14 protein-coding genes are annotated in these 14,472 nt (G+C 72.0%); 7 read left to right on the top strand and 7 right to left on the bottom strand.

Annotation, left to right across the window (positions count from 1 at the left end; genetic code table 11):
* Positions 1–51 precede the first annotated feature (51 nt).
* Entirely contained in the window at positions 52–1,350 is a 1,299-nt protein-coding gene (locus tag ABZ386_RS32415) for a M18 family aminopeptidase (RefSeq protein ID WP_351340264.1), read from the top strand.
* Positions 1,351–1,436: 86 nt separating this feature from the next.
* Entirely contained in the window at positions 1,437–1,685 is a 249-nt protein-coding gene (locus ABZ386_RS32410) for a DUF6458 family protein (RefSeq protein ID WP_114254201.1), read from the top strand.
* Between the two features lie 12 nt (positions 1,686–1,697).
* Here ABZ386_RS32410 and ABZ386_RS32405 read toward each other — a convergent pair whose 3' ends face one another.
* Both ABZ386_RS32405 and ABZ386_RS32400 read right to left on the bottom strand, forming a co-directional pair.
* The gene (locus ABZ386_RS32405; RefSeq protein ID WP_358967124.1) at positions 1,698–3,515 is read right to left on the bottom strand and encodes an NHL domain-containing thioredoxin family protein; all 1,818 of its coding nucleotides are present in this window, start codon (positions 3,513–3,515) and stop codon (positions 1,698–1,700) included.
* Between the two features lie 29 nt (positions 3,516–3,544).
* Positions 3,545–3,937, bottom strand: coding sequence for a cupin domain-containing protein (locus ABZ386_RS32400; RefSeq protein ID WP_358967121.1), 393 nt, complete (start codon positions 3,935–3,937; stop codon positions 3,545–3,547).
* A 52-nt stretch (positions 3,938–3,989) separates the two neighbouring features.
* On the opposite strand from ABZ386_RS32400, the gene ABZ386_RS32395 reads away from it, so the two are divergent.
* Complete coding sequence (locus ABZ386_RS32395; protein ID WP_358967118.1) at positions 3,990–4,988, top strand: helix-turn-helix domain-containing protein; 999 nt, start codon at positions 3,990–3,992, stop codon at positions 4,986–4,988.
* Positions 4,985–5,476, top strand: a complete 492-nt coding sequence (locus ABZ386_RS32390) for an LURP-one-related family protein (RefSeq protein ID WP_351340274.1) — start codon at positions 4,985–4,987, stop codon at positions 5,474–5,476. The genes ABZ386_RS32395 and ABZ386_RS32390 overlap by 4 nt, the downstream gene beginning before the upstream one ends.
* Positions 5,477–5,489: 13 nt before the next feature.
* Here the strand turns inward: ABZ386_RS32390 and ABZ386_RS32385 are convergent, their stop codons facing one another.
* On the bottom strand, positions 5,490–6,290 hold the full coding sequence (locus ABZ386_RS32385) for a carbon-nitrogen family hydrolase (protein WP_351340276.1): 801 nt from the start codon (positions 6,288–6,290) through the stop codon (positions 5,490–5,492).
* A 193-nt stretch (positions 6,291–6,483) separates the two neighbouring features.
* Between ABZ386_RS32385 and ABZ386_RS32380 the strand changes: the two genes are divergently transcribed.
* Both ABZ386_RS32380 and ABZ386_RS32375 read left to right on the top strand, forming a co-directional pair.
* Positions 6,484–7,308, top strand: a complete 825-nt coding sequence (locus ABZ386_RS32380) for a maleylpyruvate isomerase family mycothiol-dependent enzyme (protein WP_358967115.1) — start codon at positions 6,484–6,486, stop codon at positions 7,306–7,308.
* Between the two features lie 58 nt (positions 7,309–7,366).
* Positions 7,367–8,110: a class I SAM-dependent methyltransferase gene (locus tag ABZ386_RS32375; protein ID WP_356615994.1), complete on the top strand. Its 744-nt coding sequence runs from the start codon at positions 7,367–7,369 to the stop codon at positions 8,108–8,110.
* 9 nt (positions 8,111–8,119) lie between these two features.
* On the opposite strand, the gene ABZ386_RS32370 is transcribed toward ABZ386_RS32375, so the two are convergent.
* Together ABZ386_RS32370 and ABZ386_RS32365 are read right to left on the bottom strand one after the other, a co-directional pair.
* Positions 8,120–9,415 (bottom strand): MFS transporter, encoded by a 1,296-nt coding sequence (locus ABZ386_RS32370; protein WP_351340283.1) that lies wholly within the window; start codon positions 9,413–9,415, stop codon positions 8,120–8,122.
* A complete protein-coding gene (locus ABZ386_RS32365) occupies positions 9,412–10,062 on the bottom strand; it encodes a GntR family transcriptional regulator (RefSeq protein WP_351340285.1) in 651 nt (216 codons plus the stop codon). Before ABZ386_RS32365 ends, ABZ386_RS32370 begins: the two co-directional genes overlap by 4 nt.
* Positions 10,063–10,270: 208 nt before the next feature.
* Between ABZ386_RS32365 and ABZ386_RS32360 the strand changes: the two genes are divergently transcribed.
* A complete protein-coding gene (locus ABZ386_RS32360) occupies positions 10,271–11,170 on the top strand; it encodes a serine hydrolase (RefSeq protein WP_351340288.1) in 900 nt (299 codons plus the stop codon).
* A gap of 94 nt (positions 11,171–11,264) precedes the next feature.
* Here ABZ386_RS32360 and ABZ386_RS32355 read toward each other — a convergent pair whose 3' ends face one another.
* Both ABZ386_RS32355 and ABZ386_RS32350 read right to left on the bottom strand, forming a co-directional pair.
* Positions 11,265–12,080 carry a twin-arginine translocation signal domain-containing protein gene (locus ABZ386_RS32355; protein WP_351340290.1) on the bottom strand — a complete coding sequence of 272 codons (816 nt, stop codon included), beginning with the start codon at positions 12,078–12,080 and terminating at the stop codon, positions 11,265–11,267.
* Between the two features lie 20 nt (positions 12,081–12,100).
* Positions 12,101–14,335: a glycoside hydrolase domain-containing protein gene (locus ABZ386_RS32350; protein WP_358967112.1), complete on the bottom strand. Its 2,235-nt coding sequence runs from the start codon at positions 14,333–14,335 to the stop codon at positions 12,101–12,103.
* Positions 14,336–14,472: the final 137 nt, after the last annotated feature.

Raw genomic sequence — 14,472 nt, 5'->3', positions numbered from 1 at the left:
CCTGTTCCCCTACCCCGGGAACAGGCCCTCGTCCGTCGTTAAGGTGAGGGCATGACCGAACCAGCGCGCTTCGACCGCGGCCACACCGACGACCTCATGACCTTCCTGGCGGCGAGCCCCTCGCCGTACCACGCCGTGGCGACCGCCGCCGAACGGCTGGAGAAGGCCGGCTTCCGGCAGGTCGCCGAGACGGACGCCTGGGACGGGACCAGCGGCGGCAAGTACGTGCTGCGCGGCGGCGCGATCATCGCCTGGTACGTGCCCGAGGGCGCCGCGCCCCACACGCCGTTCCGGATCGTCGGCGCCCACACCGACTCCCCCAACCTGCGCGTCAAGCCGCTCCCCGACAGCGGGGCGCACGGCTGGCGCCAGGTGGCCGTGGAGATCTACGGCGGACCGCTGCTGAACTCCTGGCTCGACCGCGACCTCGGCATCGCCGGCCGCCTCACCCTGCGCGACGGCTCGACACGCCTCGTCAACGTCGACCGGCCGCTGCTGCGCGTCCCGCAGCTCGCCATCCACCTGGACCGCTCGGTGACGGCCGACGGCCTCAAGCTCGACAAGCAGCGGCACATGCAGCCGGTCTGGGGCCTGGGCAACGACGTCCGGGACGGCGACCTGGTCGCCTTCCTGGAGGAGACGGCCGGCATCCCGGCGGGCGAGGTCACCGGCTGGGACCTGATGACGCACTCCGTGGAACCGCCCGCCTACCTGGGCCGCGACCGCGAACTGCTGGCCGGCCCCCGCATGGACAACCTGCTGTCCGTGCACGCCGGCACGGCGGCCCTCGCGGCCGTGGCCTCCGGAGCGTCCAAGCCGGCGTCCATCCCGGTGCTGGCCGCCTTCGACCACGAGGAGAACGGCTCCCAGTCGGACACGGGCGCCGACGGACCGCTCCTCGGCAACGTGCTGGAGCGCTCGGTCTTCGCCCGCGGCGGCTCCTTCGAGGACCGGGCCCGCGCCTTCGCCGGCACGGTCTGCCTCTCCTCCGACACGGGCCACGCCGTCCACCCCAACTACGCGGAGCGGCACGACCCGACGCACCACCCGCGCGTCAACGGCGGCCCCATCCTCAAGGTCAACGTCAACAACCGCTACGCCACGGACGGTTCGGGCCGCGCGGAGTTCGCGGCGGCCTGCGAGAGGGCCGACGTGCCCTTCCAGTCCTTCGTCTCCAACAACTCCATGCCCTGCGGCACCACGATCGGCCCGATCACCGCCGCCCGGCACGGCATCAGGACCGTCGACATCGGCGTGGCCATCCTGTCGATGCACAGCGCGCGCGAACTGTGCGGCGCCGACGACCCGTTCCTGCTCGCGAACGCGCTCGCGGCGTTCCTGGAGGGATAGAACTGGCCGCCGCCGCATGGGTGTTCCCCACGGGGGTACCCGGTGTGCGGACCGGAACGACCGGACCGTACAGGGAGGCGACACTCATGGGCCTCGGCGGATGCATCATTCTCATCGCCGTGGGAGCCATCCTCACGTTCGCGACCGACTGGGACATGCAGGGGGTCAACCTCGACCTGGTCGGCGTCATCCTGATGATCGTCGGACTGATCGGCGTCACGACCTTCAGCAGCATCGCCCGGCGCCGGCGTGTGGTGGTGCCACCGACGACGCCGGTCGTGGACGACGGACGGCACCGCACGCGCGACGGCTACAGCGACGGGTACGGGGTGTGAGCCCCGCCCGGATCAGGTGTCCATCCCGGCAAGGACCAGGGGCAGCCGGTCCGTCCCCGACTCGGTGAGACGGACCGGCACGCCCCAGTCCTGCTGGTGGACGTGACAGGCCGGGTACGCGTTGTCGGGGTCGTCGTCACAGGAGGCGGCCATCGCGGAGACATGCAGCACACCTCCCGGCACGGAGGGGTCGAGTTCGAGGGCGCGGGACAGCTCGGTTCCCGCGCCCTCGCCGCTGCGCAGCAGCTCCGGCGGGGTGGCCGAGACGAGCAGCCGGGTCGAGGGGCCGTACCTGGTGTCGAGCTTCTGGCCCGCCGGGGCCTGGAAGACGACGTCCAACCGGAGCCGCCCCGGAGCGACTTCGGTGGCCTCGCGCTGCGTGCGGTGGGCGACCTCCGGCACCTGCACCGCCTGCTCCGGCAGTCGCACCCGGGTCAGCCGGTGCCGGGCCGACTCCACGACCACGATGTCGTCGCCGACGAGCACCGCGTCGCTGGGCTCGCGCAGGTCCGTGGCCAGGGTGGTGACCTCGCCCGTCGCCGGGTCGTAGCGGCGCAGGGCGTGGTTGTAGGTGTCGCTGACCGCGACGGAGCCGTCCGGCAGGGCCGTGACGCCCAGCGGGTGCTGGAGCAGGGCCTGCCCGGCGGGGCCGTCCCGGTGGCCGAAGTCGAACAGGCCGGTGCCGACGGCCGTGTGGACGGAGCCGTCGGGCTCCACCCAGCGCAGGGCCGACGTCTCGGAGTCGGCGAGCCAGAGCCGGTCGGGGGTGGCGGCGAGGCCGGAGGGCTGCGCGAACCAGGCCTCGGTGCCCGGCCCGTCGACCAGCCCCTCGTTGGTCGTCCCGGCCGTGACGGCCACCGTCCCGTCCTCCGGGTCGTACGCCCACAGCTGGTGCACGCCGGCCATGGCGATCCACACCCGGCCCTGCCACCAGGCCACGTCCCACGGGGAGGACAGGTCGACCTCGCGGGCCGGGCCCGAGGTGGGTGAGCCCTGCCACCACTGCCGGCCCGTGCCCGCGAGGGTGCTGACCTCGCCGGTGGTGAGGTCCAGCCGCCGCAGCGCGTGGTTGACGGTGTCGGCTACCGCCACCGAGCCGTCGTCGAGGAGGGCGAGCCCCTGCGGTTCGTTGAAGGCGGCCGTCCCGGCGGATCCGTCGGCGAAGCCGCGCGCCCCGGAGCCGATTCGCCGCACGACGCTCTCCCCGTCCTCGGCGAGCTCCACCAGCTGGTGCCGGGTCGTGTCGCTCACCAGGAAGGTCCCGGACGGCAGCAGCAGCGCCTTGCCCGGGAAGCGGAGCACCGTCGGCTCCGGCTCCAACGCCACGTACGGCCCGTCCCCGCGCCGCAGCGTGCCCTTCGCCGCGTGCTCGTCCTCCAGCTCCCCGACCAGCCGCTCGATGGCGTGCACATGCCCCTCACCGGCGTGCTGCGCGACGACGTACCCCTCGGGGTCGATCACCACCAGCGTCGGCCAGGCCCGCACGGCGTACTGCTTCCAGGTGGCCAGCTCGGGGTCGTCGAGCACCGGGTGCTCCACCCCGTACCGCTCCACGGCGTCGACGACCGCCTGGTGCTCCGCCTCGTGGACGAACTTCGGCGAGTGCACCCCGATCACCACGACCGTGTCCCGGTGCTTCTCCTCCAGCGCGCGCAGCTCGTCCAGGACATGCAGGCAGTTGATGCAGCAGAACGTCCAGAAATCCAGGATGACGATACGCCCCCGCAGGTCGGCGAGGGTGTACCGCTGCCCGCCCGTGTTCAGCCAGCCGCCCTTGCCGGTCAGCTCGGGGGCGCGGACGCGGGCGCGTCGGGGTGCGGAGTGGTTCATGCGTCCAGGGTGTCATCCGGCACTGACAGTCACCGCAGGGCGTGCCCCGTCGTGGCGTCCACATGGTCCGGGACCTCGTCGTGGCGGTCGCCGACCGTGAGGGTGCCGGTGGGCTCGAACATGAGGATCGCCGTCGGGACGGGGGCGTACGGCTTGTGCTCGGTGCCGCGCGGAACCGTGAAGACGCTGCCCTTGGGGAGCACGACCGTGCGCTCCCCGGCCGGCTCGCGCAGGCCGAGGTGCAGTTCGCCGTCGAGGACGAGGAAGAACTCGTCGGTGTGGTCGTGGGCGTGCCAGAGGTGCTCGCCCTCGACCTTCGCGACGCGGACGTCGTAGTCGTTGACGGCGGTGACGACGCGGGGGCTCCACTGCTCGGAGAAGGAGGTCAGGGCGTCGGCGAGGGAGATGGGTTCCTTGGTCATGAGGTGATCCTGCGGGGTGCCGTACAGGTCGTGCGAGTGCTAGGAATCGCACATGTCGCAAGGATCCTCGCAGCGCCCGCACCGGGTCGCCGTGATCGTGGACGAGGGCACCAACCCGTTCGAAGTGGGCGTGGCCACGGAGCTGTTCGGGCTGCCGCGGCCCGAGCTGGGGCTGCCGGGGCCGTTGTACGAGGTGACGCTGTGCGCGCCCGCGCCCGACATCCGGATGAACCACGGCTTCTTCACGCTCACCGGCGTGCGGGGCCTGGACGCCGTGGCGGAGGCGGACACGCTGGTCGTGCCGGGCCGGCCGGACAATGTCGTACCGCGCGGCCCCGACGTGCTCGACGCCATCCGCCGGGCACACGCGCGTGGCGCCCGGGTCATGAGCTTCTGCACCGGCACCTTCGCCCTCGCCGAGGCCGGGCTGCTGGACGGGCGGCGGGCGGCGACCCACTGGCGCTGGGCGGACTCCTTCCGGCGGCTGCATCCGAAGGTGCTGCTGGAGCCGGACGTGCTGTACGTCGACGAGGGCGACGTCCTCACCGCCGCGGGCAGCGCGGCCGCGCTCGATCTCGGGCTGTACGTCTGGCGCCGCGACCACGGCGCCGAGATCGCCAACCACGTCTCCCGGCGGCTCGTGTTCGCCTCCCACCGCGACGGCGGGCAGCGGCAGTTCGTGGAACGGCCGGTCCCCCAGGTGCGGGACGAGTCCCTGGGCCCGCTGCTGGCGTGGGCCCAGGAGCGGCTGGGCGAGCCGCTGACGGTGGCGGACCTGGCCGCACGCGCGCGGGTCAGCCCCGCCACGCTGCACCGCCGCTTCCGCGCCCAGCTCGGGACGACCCCGCTGGCCTGGCTCACGGGCGAGCGGGTGGCGCTGGCCTGCCGGCTGATCGAGCGGGGCGAGGAGCGGCTGGACGTGGTGGCGGCCCGCAGCGGGCTCGGGACGGCCGCCAACCTGCGGGCCCGGCTGCGGCGGGCGACCGGGCTCAGCCCGTCGGCCTATCGCCGGCGTTTCGGAACCGGCGGCGGGGAAGCCCTGGTCTCATGAGATTCCTCGTGTACGACCGGCTCCTCGGCTTCGGTGACGACTACTGGATCGAGGACGACCGCGGCTCCAAGGTGTTCCTCGTCGACGGCAAGGCCCTGCGGCTGCGGGACACCTGGGAGCTGAAGGATCCCCAGGGGCACGTCCTCGTCGACATCCACCAGAAGATGCTCGCCCTGCGCGACACGATGGTGCTCCAGCGGGCCGGGGAACCGCTGGCCACGATCCGCCGCAAACGGCTGTCCCTGCTGCGCAACCACTACCGGGTGTCCCTGGCCGACGGCAGCGAACTCGACGTCAGCGGCAAGATCCTCGACCGGGAGTTCGCCGTCGAGTACGACGGGGAGCTGCTGGCGGTGATCTCCCGGCGGTGGCTGACCGTCCGGGACACCTACGGCGTGGACGTCGTCCGCGAGGACGCGGATCCGGCGCTGCTCATCGCGGTGGCGGTGTGCGTGATCCACCTGGCGGAGAAGGAACGGGAGGACTGAGGTTCCTACGGCGTCACGGCTGCCTGCGCGGGGGCTGGAGCCCCAGTACCCGGTCCTTCAGCGCCGGGAACTGCTCCCGCGTGGTGGCGACCTTCCCCGGGTCGAACTCCACCGTCAGGACCTCCTCGCCGGCGCCCGCCTCGGCCAGCACCTCGCCCCACGGGTCGACCACGATCGAGCGGCCGGCCTGGGGAACTCCGGCGTGCGTGCCGGCCGTTGCGCAGGCGAGGAGGAACGACTGGTTCTCCACCGCCCGTGCCTGGGCGAGCAGCGTCCAGTGGGACCGGCGGCGCTCCGGCCAGCCCGCCGGGACCACCAGCGTCTCGGCCCCGGCGTCGACGAGCCCGCGGAAGAGTTCGGGGAAACGGAGGTCGTAACAGGTGCCCAGCCCCAGGGTGGTCTCCGGCAGACGCACCGTCACCAGCTCGCTGCCCGCGCCCATCAGCACGGCCTCGCCCTTGTCGAAGCCGAACCGGTGGATCTTGCGGTAGGCGGCGGCGAGGTCGCCGGAGGGGGAGAAGACGAGGGAGGTGTTGTACAGCGGCCCGTCCGGGTCACGCTCGGGGATGGAGCCCGCGTGCAGCCACACGCCCGCGTCGCTCGCGGCCTTCGCCATCGCCTCGTACGTCGGCCCTTCGAGCGGCTCGGCCTCGCGCCCGAACTCCTCGTAGGCGAAGGCGCCCGTGGTCCACAGCTCCGGCAGGACGACGAGATCGGCACCCGCCTGCTCCCGGACCATCGAGGCGACCCGCCGACGACGCGATTCGACCGATTCGCCCTCGTCTACGGCGATCTGGATCACAGAGGCGCGCACACTACCACCGTCCTGGCATTCGACCCGTCCACATGGGGTTCCCCACGGGCCTACGATCGTCACACGAAAGCACTGCCGGGGTGCCTCACAGCAGCGTAACTTAGCTGGCAAGACACCCGCCGACAGCCGCCACCTCCCACTGGCAACGCCGCCACCACCTGCCCGTGCACCGACCGCCGAGGGGTCCCGTTCCGTGAGTCTGCATCCCACCCTCCAGCCCTACGCCGACGCCTGGACCCACTCCATCGAAGCGATATCCGAGCTGCTCCAGCCGCTCGCGGAGGCCGACTGGAACCGGCGCACGCCGTGCCCCGGCTGGTCGGTGCGGGACGTGGTGTCGCACGTCATAGGCCTGGACTGCGAGATGCTGGGCGACCCCCGCCCGATCCACACGCTCCCGCGCGACCTCTTCCACGTCACGAACGACCACCAGCGCTACATGGAGATGCAGGTCGACGTCCGCCGCCACCACACGGCGCCGGAGATGACCTCCGAGTTGGAGTACGTGATCATCCGCCGCAACCGCCAGCTGCGGAACGACTCGCGTGACCCGGGCGCCAAGGTGCGGGGCCCGCTGGGCAAGGAGCTCACCCTCGAGGAGTCGATGCGGCGGCACGCCTTCGACGTGTGGGTGCACGAGCAGGACCTGCGCACGGCCCTCGGCCGCCCCGGCAACCTCGACTCCCCCGGCGCGCACGTCGCCCGCGACGTGCTGCTCGGCGAACTCCCGCGCGTGGTGGCGGAGGACGCGCAGGCGCCGCGCAGCTCGGCCATCGTCTTCGACGTCCACGGCCCCATCGAGTTCCTGCGCACGATCCGCGTCGACATCCAGGGCCGCGGCACCCTGGAGACGGCCCCCGCGCTCGGCCCCGCCGCGACCCTCACCCTCGACTGGGAGACGTACGTCCGCCTGTCCTGCGGCCGCGTGACCCCCGAGTCGGTCTCCGACCGCCTGAAACTGGAGGGCGACCCGGACCTGACGTCGGCGATCCTGAGGAACTTCACGGTCACGCAGTAGGCGGCTTCCGGGAAAATCCCGTGCAGGGCCCCCGCCCCCCGCCGTACCGTCCCCTGCCATGACCCCACCCCACCGCTCCCGCACCCGGCTCACCTTCCACGGCCCCCTGGCCGAGGCCCGGGCGGACCGGCTTGTGCGGCGGCTCGCCGGCAACGCGCCCGCGACCGTCCTGGACATCGGCTGCGGCTGGGGCGAGCTGATGCTGCGCGTCCTGGCGGCCGCGCCGCAGGCGACCGGCACGGGGATCGACCTCGACGGCGAAGACCTGGCCCGGGGCCGACGGGCCGCCGAGGCGCGTGGGCTCGCCGACCGGGTCCGGTTCGTCGAGGAGTCCGCCACCGGCACCGCCCACGGCCCCGCCGACCTCGTCCTGTGCGTCGGCGCGAGCCAGGCCCTCGGCGGCGAGCTGCCCGCTGCCCTCGCCGAACTGCGCCGCCTCGTCTCCGACCACGGCCGTGTCCTGCTCGGCGAAGGGTTCTGGCAGCGCACCCCCACCCCGGCCGAACTGTCCCGCATGTGGCCCGACGCCGCCGCCACCGACCATCCCGACCTCGCCGGCCTCGTGGACCTGGCGGTCGACGCGGGGTTCAGGCCGGAGTGGACGGAGACCGCGAGCCTCGACGAGTGGGAGGAGTTCGAGTCGGCGTACCTCGCGGACACCGAGGTGTGGCTCGCCGAGCACCCCGGTCATCCCCTGGCGGAGGAGACCCGGCAGCGCGCCGACCGCCACCGGGCCGCCTGGCACACCTACCGGGGCGTCCTCGGGCTCGCGTACCTCACCCTCGTACCGGTGGCCCGCTGACCGGGGCGGCTACGCCGGCACGTGCACCGTCTCCACCCGGCTCGCCACCAGCCGCTCCCGCTCCCGCCGGGCCGCCCGCCCGCGCAGCCGCAGGATCTGGCTGACACCGAGCGCCTGGAGCACGAACACCGCCGAGAAGGCCACGGAATAGTCGTCGCCGGTGGCGTCCAGCAGCACCCCGACGGCGAACAGCGTGGTCATGGAGGCGACGAAGCCGCCCATGTTGGTGATGCCGGAGGCCGTGCCCTGCCGCTCGGGCGGGTTCGCCGGGCGGGCGAAGTCGAAGCCGATCATCGACGCGGGCCCGCACGCCCCGAGCACCGTGCACAGCGCGATCAGCAGCCACATCGGGGCGTGCGCGCCGGGGTAGGCGAGCGTCGCCGCCCACAGGGCCGCCGTCGTGCCGACCGTGCCGAGCGCGAGCGGCAGCCGGGCCCCGTGGTGCCGGGCGACGATCTGGCCGTAGACCAGGCCGACGACCATGTTGGAGAGCACGACGAGCGTGAGGAGTTCACCCGCCGTGGCCCGGGACAGGCCCTGCGCCTCGACCAGGAACGGCAGGCCCCACAGCAGCAGGAACACCATGGCCGGGAACTGGGTCGTGAAGTGCACCCAGAGGCCCAGCCGGGTCCCCGGCTCCCGCCAGGAGGCGGCGATCTGCCGCCGCACGTAGGCCGCGCCTTGGTGCGGGAGGGGCTCCGGCTCGTGGCCCTCGGGGTGGTCCTTCAGGAACAGCAGCACCAGCACGAAGACGACGGCCCCGGCGAGCGCGCTGCCGGCGAACGCCGGTGTCCAGCCGATGCCGTGCAGGAGCCGCGCGAGGACGAGCGTGGAGACCAGGTTGCCCGCCATGCCGACCAGCCCCGCGAACTGGGCGACGAGCGGCCCGCGCCGGGCGGGGAACCACCGGCTGCCGAGCCGCAGCACGCTGATGAACGTCAGCGCGTCACCGCAGCCGAGCAGCGCCCGGGAGGCGAGCGCCATGCCGTACGACGGGGAGAACGCGAAGCCCAGTTGCCCGGCCGTGAACAGCACCGCGCCGAGCGCGAGCACCTTCTTGGTGCCGAGCCGGTCGACGAGCAGGCCGACGGGTATCTGCATGCCCGCGTAGACCAGCAACTGGAGGATGGAGAAGGTGGAGAGGGCGGAGGCGTTGACGTGGAAGCGGTCGGCCGCGTCGAGGCCCGCGACGCCCAGGGACGTGCGGAAGATGACCGCGACGAAGTAGACCGAGACGCCGATGCCCCAGACGGCCAGGGCCCGCCGGCCGCCCGGCGGATCGTCCGGCAGCGTGGTGGAGCTCATCGGACCTCCCCCCGGGCCAGGTGGGAGAACCAGCCGATGTGCCGGTGGACGAGCCCGACGGCCGCCTCCGCGTCCCCGGCGCGCAGCGCGTCGAGGATCTCCTCGTGCTCGGCGAGGGTCTTGGCGATCCGGTCGGGGTGGGAGTGCATGACGGCGACGCCCATGCGCAGTTGGCGGTCGCGCAGCTGGTCGTAGAGGCGGGAGAGGATCTCGTTGCCGCCGCTGCGGACGATCTCGGCGTGGAAGCAGCGGTCGGTGACGGCGGCCCCGGCGAGGTCTCCGGCGGCGGCCTGCTTCTTCTGCCGGGCCAGCAGCTCCTCCAGGCGCTCGATGAGCCCGGGGGGCGCGGGGACGGCCTTGCGCGCCGCGTGCTCCTCGACGAGCAGCCGGGTCTCGACGACGTCGGCGATCTCCTGCGCGGAGACCGGCAGGACGAGGGCGCCCTTCTTCGGGTAGAGCCGGATCAGCCCCTCGGCCTCCAGCCGGAGCAGCGCCTCCCGCACGGGCGTGCGCGAGACCCCGACGGCCTCGGCCAGTTCGCCCTCGGTGAGGAGGGTCCCGCCCTCGTAGCGGCGCTCCAGGACGCCCTGTTTGACGTGGCTGTAGACGCGGTCGGCGGCGGGCGGTTGCTTCACGGCCAGGGTCATGCCGACAGCATAGATACAACAGGTACCCATGGAGGGATACGTCCAGTATGCGGACTCGAATGTCACACATCTGTGGCAAAGCAGGGGCCCCGCCCGGCAAGGGCACAACCAGGTGTGCTAGTTACAAGTCAGACACGTGCGGCCCCTTTCCCCTCGTCCTCAACTCGGCCGCACTGATGGGGCATTCAACGCAATCGGGGTACTTCACTTGATAACCGGCATTCAGGGCACCCGTCTCCGGAGAGCCGCGGCCGTCACCGTGACCACCGGCGCCATGCTCGCTAGCGGAGCCCTCACCATCGCGCCGGCGCAGGCCGCCACGGCGCCCACGATCGCCGCCAAGGGCGGCTACGTGATGAACAACGCGACCGGCAAGTCGCTCTACACCAAGGCGGCCGACACGCGCCGCTCCACCGGCTCCACCACCAAGATCATGACCGCCCTGGTGGTGCTGAAGCAGTCGAACCTCAACCTGGACAGCAAGGTCACGGTCCAGAAGGCGTACAGCGACTACATCGTCGACAACAACTGGGCGTCCAACGCCAAGCTGATCGTCGGCGACAAGGTCACCGTCCGCCAGCTGCTGTACGGGCTGATGCTGCCGTCCGGCTGCGACGCGGCGTACGCCCTCGCCGACAAGTTCGGCTCGGGCTCGACGCGCGCGGCGCGCGTGAAGTCGTTCATCGGCAAGATGAACACCACCGCCAAGGACCTGGGCCTGAAGAACACCCACTTCGACTCGTTCGACGGCATCGGCAAGGGCGCCAACTACTCCACGCCGCGCGACCTGACGAAGCTCGCCAGCGCGGCGATGAAGAACTCCACGTTCCGCACGGTCGTCAAGACGAAGAAGTACACGGCGAAGACGACCACCAAGTCCGGCGGCACGCGGACGATGGCCCCGTGGGAGAACACCAACCCGCTGCTCAGCAGCTACACCGGCGCCATCGGTGTGAAGACCGGCTCCGGCCCGGAGGCCGGGTACTGCCTGGTCTTCGCCGCCACCCGCAACGGCAAGACGGTCATCGGCACGGTCCTGTCCTCGACCGACGGTCCCACGCGGAAGGCGGACGCGACGAAGCTGCTGAACTACGGCTTCGCCAAGTAGCACCGTCCCGGCAGCGACCGGGCACAGGAAAGGGGGCTCGCCGCAGCCAGTGGCGAGCCCCCTTCGCGCGTCCTGGCGCGCGCGTCCTGAAGCCTTACACCGCCGTCCGCTGGCGGCGCTCCAGCGCCCGGGCCGCCTTGCGCCGGGCGCCGGCCAGCACATTCACGGGGGAACCGGCACCGACTCCCGGCTCCAGCTGCCAGCCGCGGATCCGCGCCGCGACCTCGGCCAGCCGCTTGTCTCCCGGCCGTACGTCGATGGAGAACAGGGACTCGTCGGGCGTACGGTCGTCGCCGCCCCAGCGGACCACGCCGTCGAGTTCGGCGAGGATGTCGCGGATCACGACCTCCTGCTGCGGGAAGAAGCCACCCCGGACGCCGCGCGGGTAGGAGCCCGGCCGGATCCGCACCGCCGTGCCGGACGCCAGGTTGGACTCCGGCCGGGCCCTGGCGACGTCGGACGGGTCGTGCCAGCCGACGACGTCGCCCCGGCGCAGGGTGTCGACCTCGTAGTGGAACCGGCGCAGCAGATGGACGAGGACGGTCTCCACGTCGCCCATGCGCACGGCGACGCCCTTGAGCGGGGTGCCGGGGACGGGGCGGGTGTAGACGGTGCCGCCGTCGTCGGCGACGTTCTCCATCTGCCAGCCGTTGTGGGAGCGCGAACCGGCCAGCACGCGCCGGGTCCGGTCCTGCGCGCTGCGCAGGGCGTCCCGCACGCTGCCCGGGATGGGGTTGTTCGCGTCGGCGTACGCCTGGGAGAGGAAGTGGGAGACGGGCAGGGCGGCGACGCCCACGGCGCCGCCGATCGCGGCGATACGGCCGAGCAGGGCACGGCGGGACAGGACGCGTCGGTGCCCGGCACCGGGCCGGGGACCGCTGCGGGGGATACGGGGGAGACTCAGCTTCAACGGGATCTCATTCCGGAGTTTCACGCGTTGCGGGCGATGCTGTTGTACTTCTCGAAGATCTGGTAGACGGCCAGGCTCTGGTGCGTCTGGGACTCCACGTCGGGGTCCCAGGCCCGGTAGCGGCGCAGGAGTTCGGTGATCTCGAACTCGACGAGGTCGAGACGCATGGACCGCGGGGTGGTGACGCGGTCGCCGGGGGGCAGTTGACCGCCGGGCCTGCCCCGGGTGCCCCACAGGTGGACCAGGGCCGCGGTGCGCACACTGAACCCGTTGTCCTTGCTCAGCTGCTGCCACACGGCCCACAGGTCGGCGTCCTTCGCCGGGTCGCGGTGGTCGCCGGTGGCGAAACCCCAGCCGATGCAGTGGTTCCAGGCCTGGATGGCGTCGGCGGCGCTGATCTCGCCGATGCCGGTGTGCGAGTCGCGGACCGAGCCGGAGCCCGACAGATGGTGGTCGGCCACCTGCTGGTCGGTGGCCTGGTCGGCGAGGCTGTAGTCGCGCAGGGCCCAGTAGACGGCCGTCTGGATCAGCGCCTTGCGCATCTTGTACGTGTTCGACAGCTGGGTGATCAGCGCGTCCTGGTCCTGGATCGCCTCGACGGCCTGGGCGTTGGTGTAGAGCTTGGCGTCATCGCCGACGCCGCCCATGTCGGGTCGTCCGATCGACTGCATGTAGCGCGCGAGGTCGGCCCGCAGCGCCGGCACCTGGCGGGTGTCGAAGGCGACGTCCGGGACGGCGGGCCGCGGCCGGTCGAACGAGCCCTGCCCGGTGTCCCGCCCCGAGGCGCTGTCGACGTCGACCTCCAGCTGCCCGTCGCCCGAGCCGAGGGTGCGGATGACGAACTGGTCGTAGGCCCAGTCGTTCGGCAGCGGGTACCCGGCGTTGCCCTCGAAGCCCGAGGACATGTCGGCGACGAAGCTCGCGGTGGAGTAGCCGGCCGCACCGACCCGCGCGCAGACGTTGCGGGAGCCGTAGACCCCGATCTCGTACGGGTTCCCGGAGTCCGCCATCGCCTCCTTGATGCCCTTGAAGTGCGGCAGGACGTTCGCGGTGATCTCGGCGTCGATCGCGTCGAAGTCGACGGCGAAGAAGATCCGCGTGCCCCGCTTGAAACCGTGGTCCCGGGCCGCGTTGACCGCCGCGTACCCGGCGGTGCGCCCGGCGACGTAGTCGAAGTCGGCGGCGTCGTTGTTGACGGTCTGGTAGATCGGGAAGCAGCGCAGGCCCTGCTGGGCGATGGTGGCCAGCTCGCCCGGCTGGATGGCCTTCTCCGGCAGGGACTTGGCGCTCGGGTTGGTGAGGTAGCGGCCGACGTACGTGATGCCCGCCGCCTTGAGCGTGGCCGCCCGCGCCGGGGTGACCATCGCGATGGTGTCGCAGGCCCGGCCCGGGCGGGACTGGTCGCCGTAGGACGCCAGGAGGGCGGCGAAGGTGGAGAAGTCGCCCTCTCCCGTGGCCGGGAGCGCGACGAAGGTCTGGAAGGCCCGGACGGCCGAGGCGAGGTAGGAGTCGAAGGTGTCGGTGAGGGCGACGGGCCGCCGGTTGACGACCATCCCGGCGGAGAACAGCTGGACGTAGACGCCCTTGTCGCCCTGCTTCACCGGGTGCGACTTCAGGGCCGACTGGGTGCCGGGCCCGAAGTTGCCGTTGGCGGTGCCGTCCGCCATGCCGACCTCGTACTGGACGCCGAAGACCAAGGCCCGGGTGGTGTCCCGGGAGACGCGGCCGTCGCAGGCGATGACGAAGAAGTCCTGCCGCTGGAGGTAGCGGCCGTTGAGCCACTGCTGGACCTCGCGGACCTGCGAGGTGCCCGAGGGGCCGAGGACGTACGCGTCCATCGTCAGCAGCGCCTTGAACACCTTGGGCGTCAGATCCGCGCCGGGGAAGGCCCGTTGAACGCCCATGTCCGTCTTCAGCTTCGTGACGGCCGCCTGGGTCCGCTCCCCGTACGTGCCGTCGAGGTCGCTGCCGTCGTAGCCCTTGCAGTACAGGCCGGCCTGGATGATGCGGCAGAAGTCGGGCGAGGGGACGGTGTCCGCGTTGAGCTTGGGGTACTTGGCGGTCAGCGTGGAGAGTGTGGTGGGGCCGAAGCTGTCGGACAGTGCCGTGATGCCCAGCTCGTACTGCAGGGCACGGGTCAGTGCGTAGAGGGTGGCCCAGTCGGTCTCGCCGGTCTCCTCCACGGTGGTGCCGATACGGCTGCCGTAGACGGAGTTCACGAACCTCTGGGCTTTGAGCACCATCGCGTCGCGCATGGGGGGTTTGGCTCACCTTCGAGGGAGTGCCCGGGTTCCCCCCTGGACGCCGGGCAGTGGTCGATCTCTTGGTGAGAGTGATCGTATGTCCGGCTAAACCGCTTACTGTGAGGTACCTGGGCAAGTTCCAGGCGCTT

The organism is Streptomyces sp. NPDC006140 (assembly GCF_040628815.1).
Classification (GTDB): Bacteria; Actinomycetota; Actinomycetes; order Streptomycetales; family Streptomycetaceae; genus Streptomyces.
Note: the sequence above shows the minus strand (reverse complement) of the source record. Positions and strands in the feature narration are given on the sequence as shown.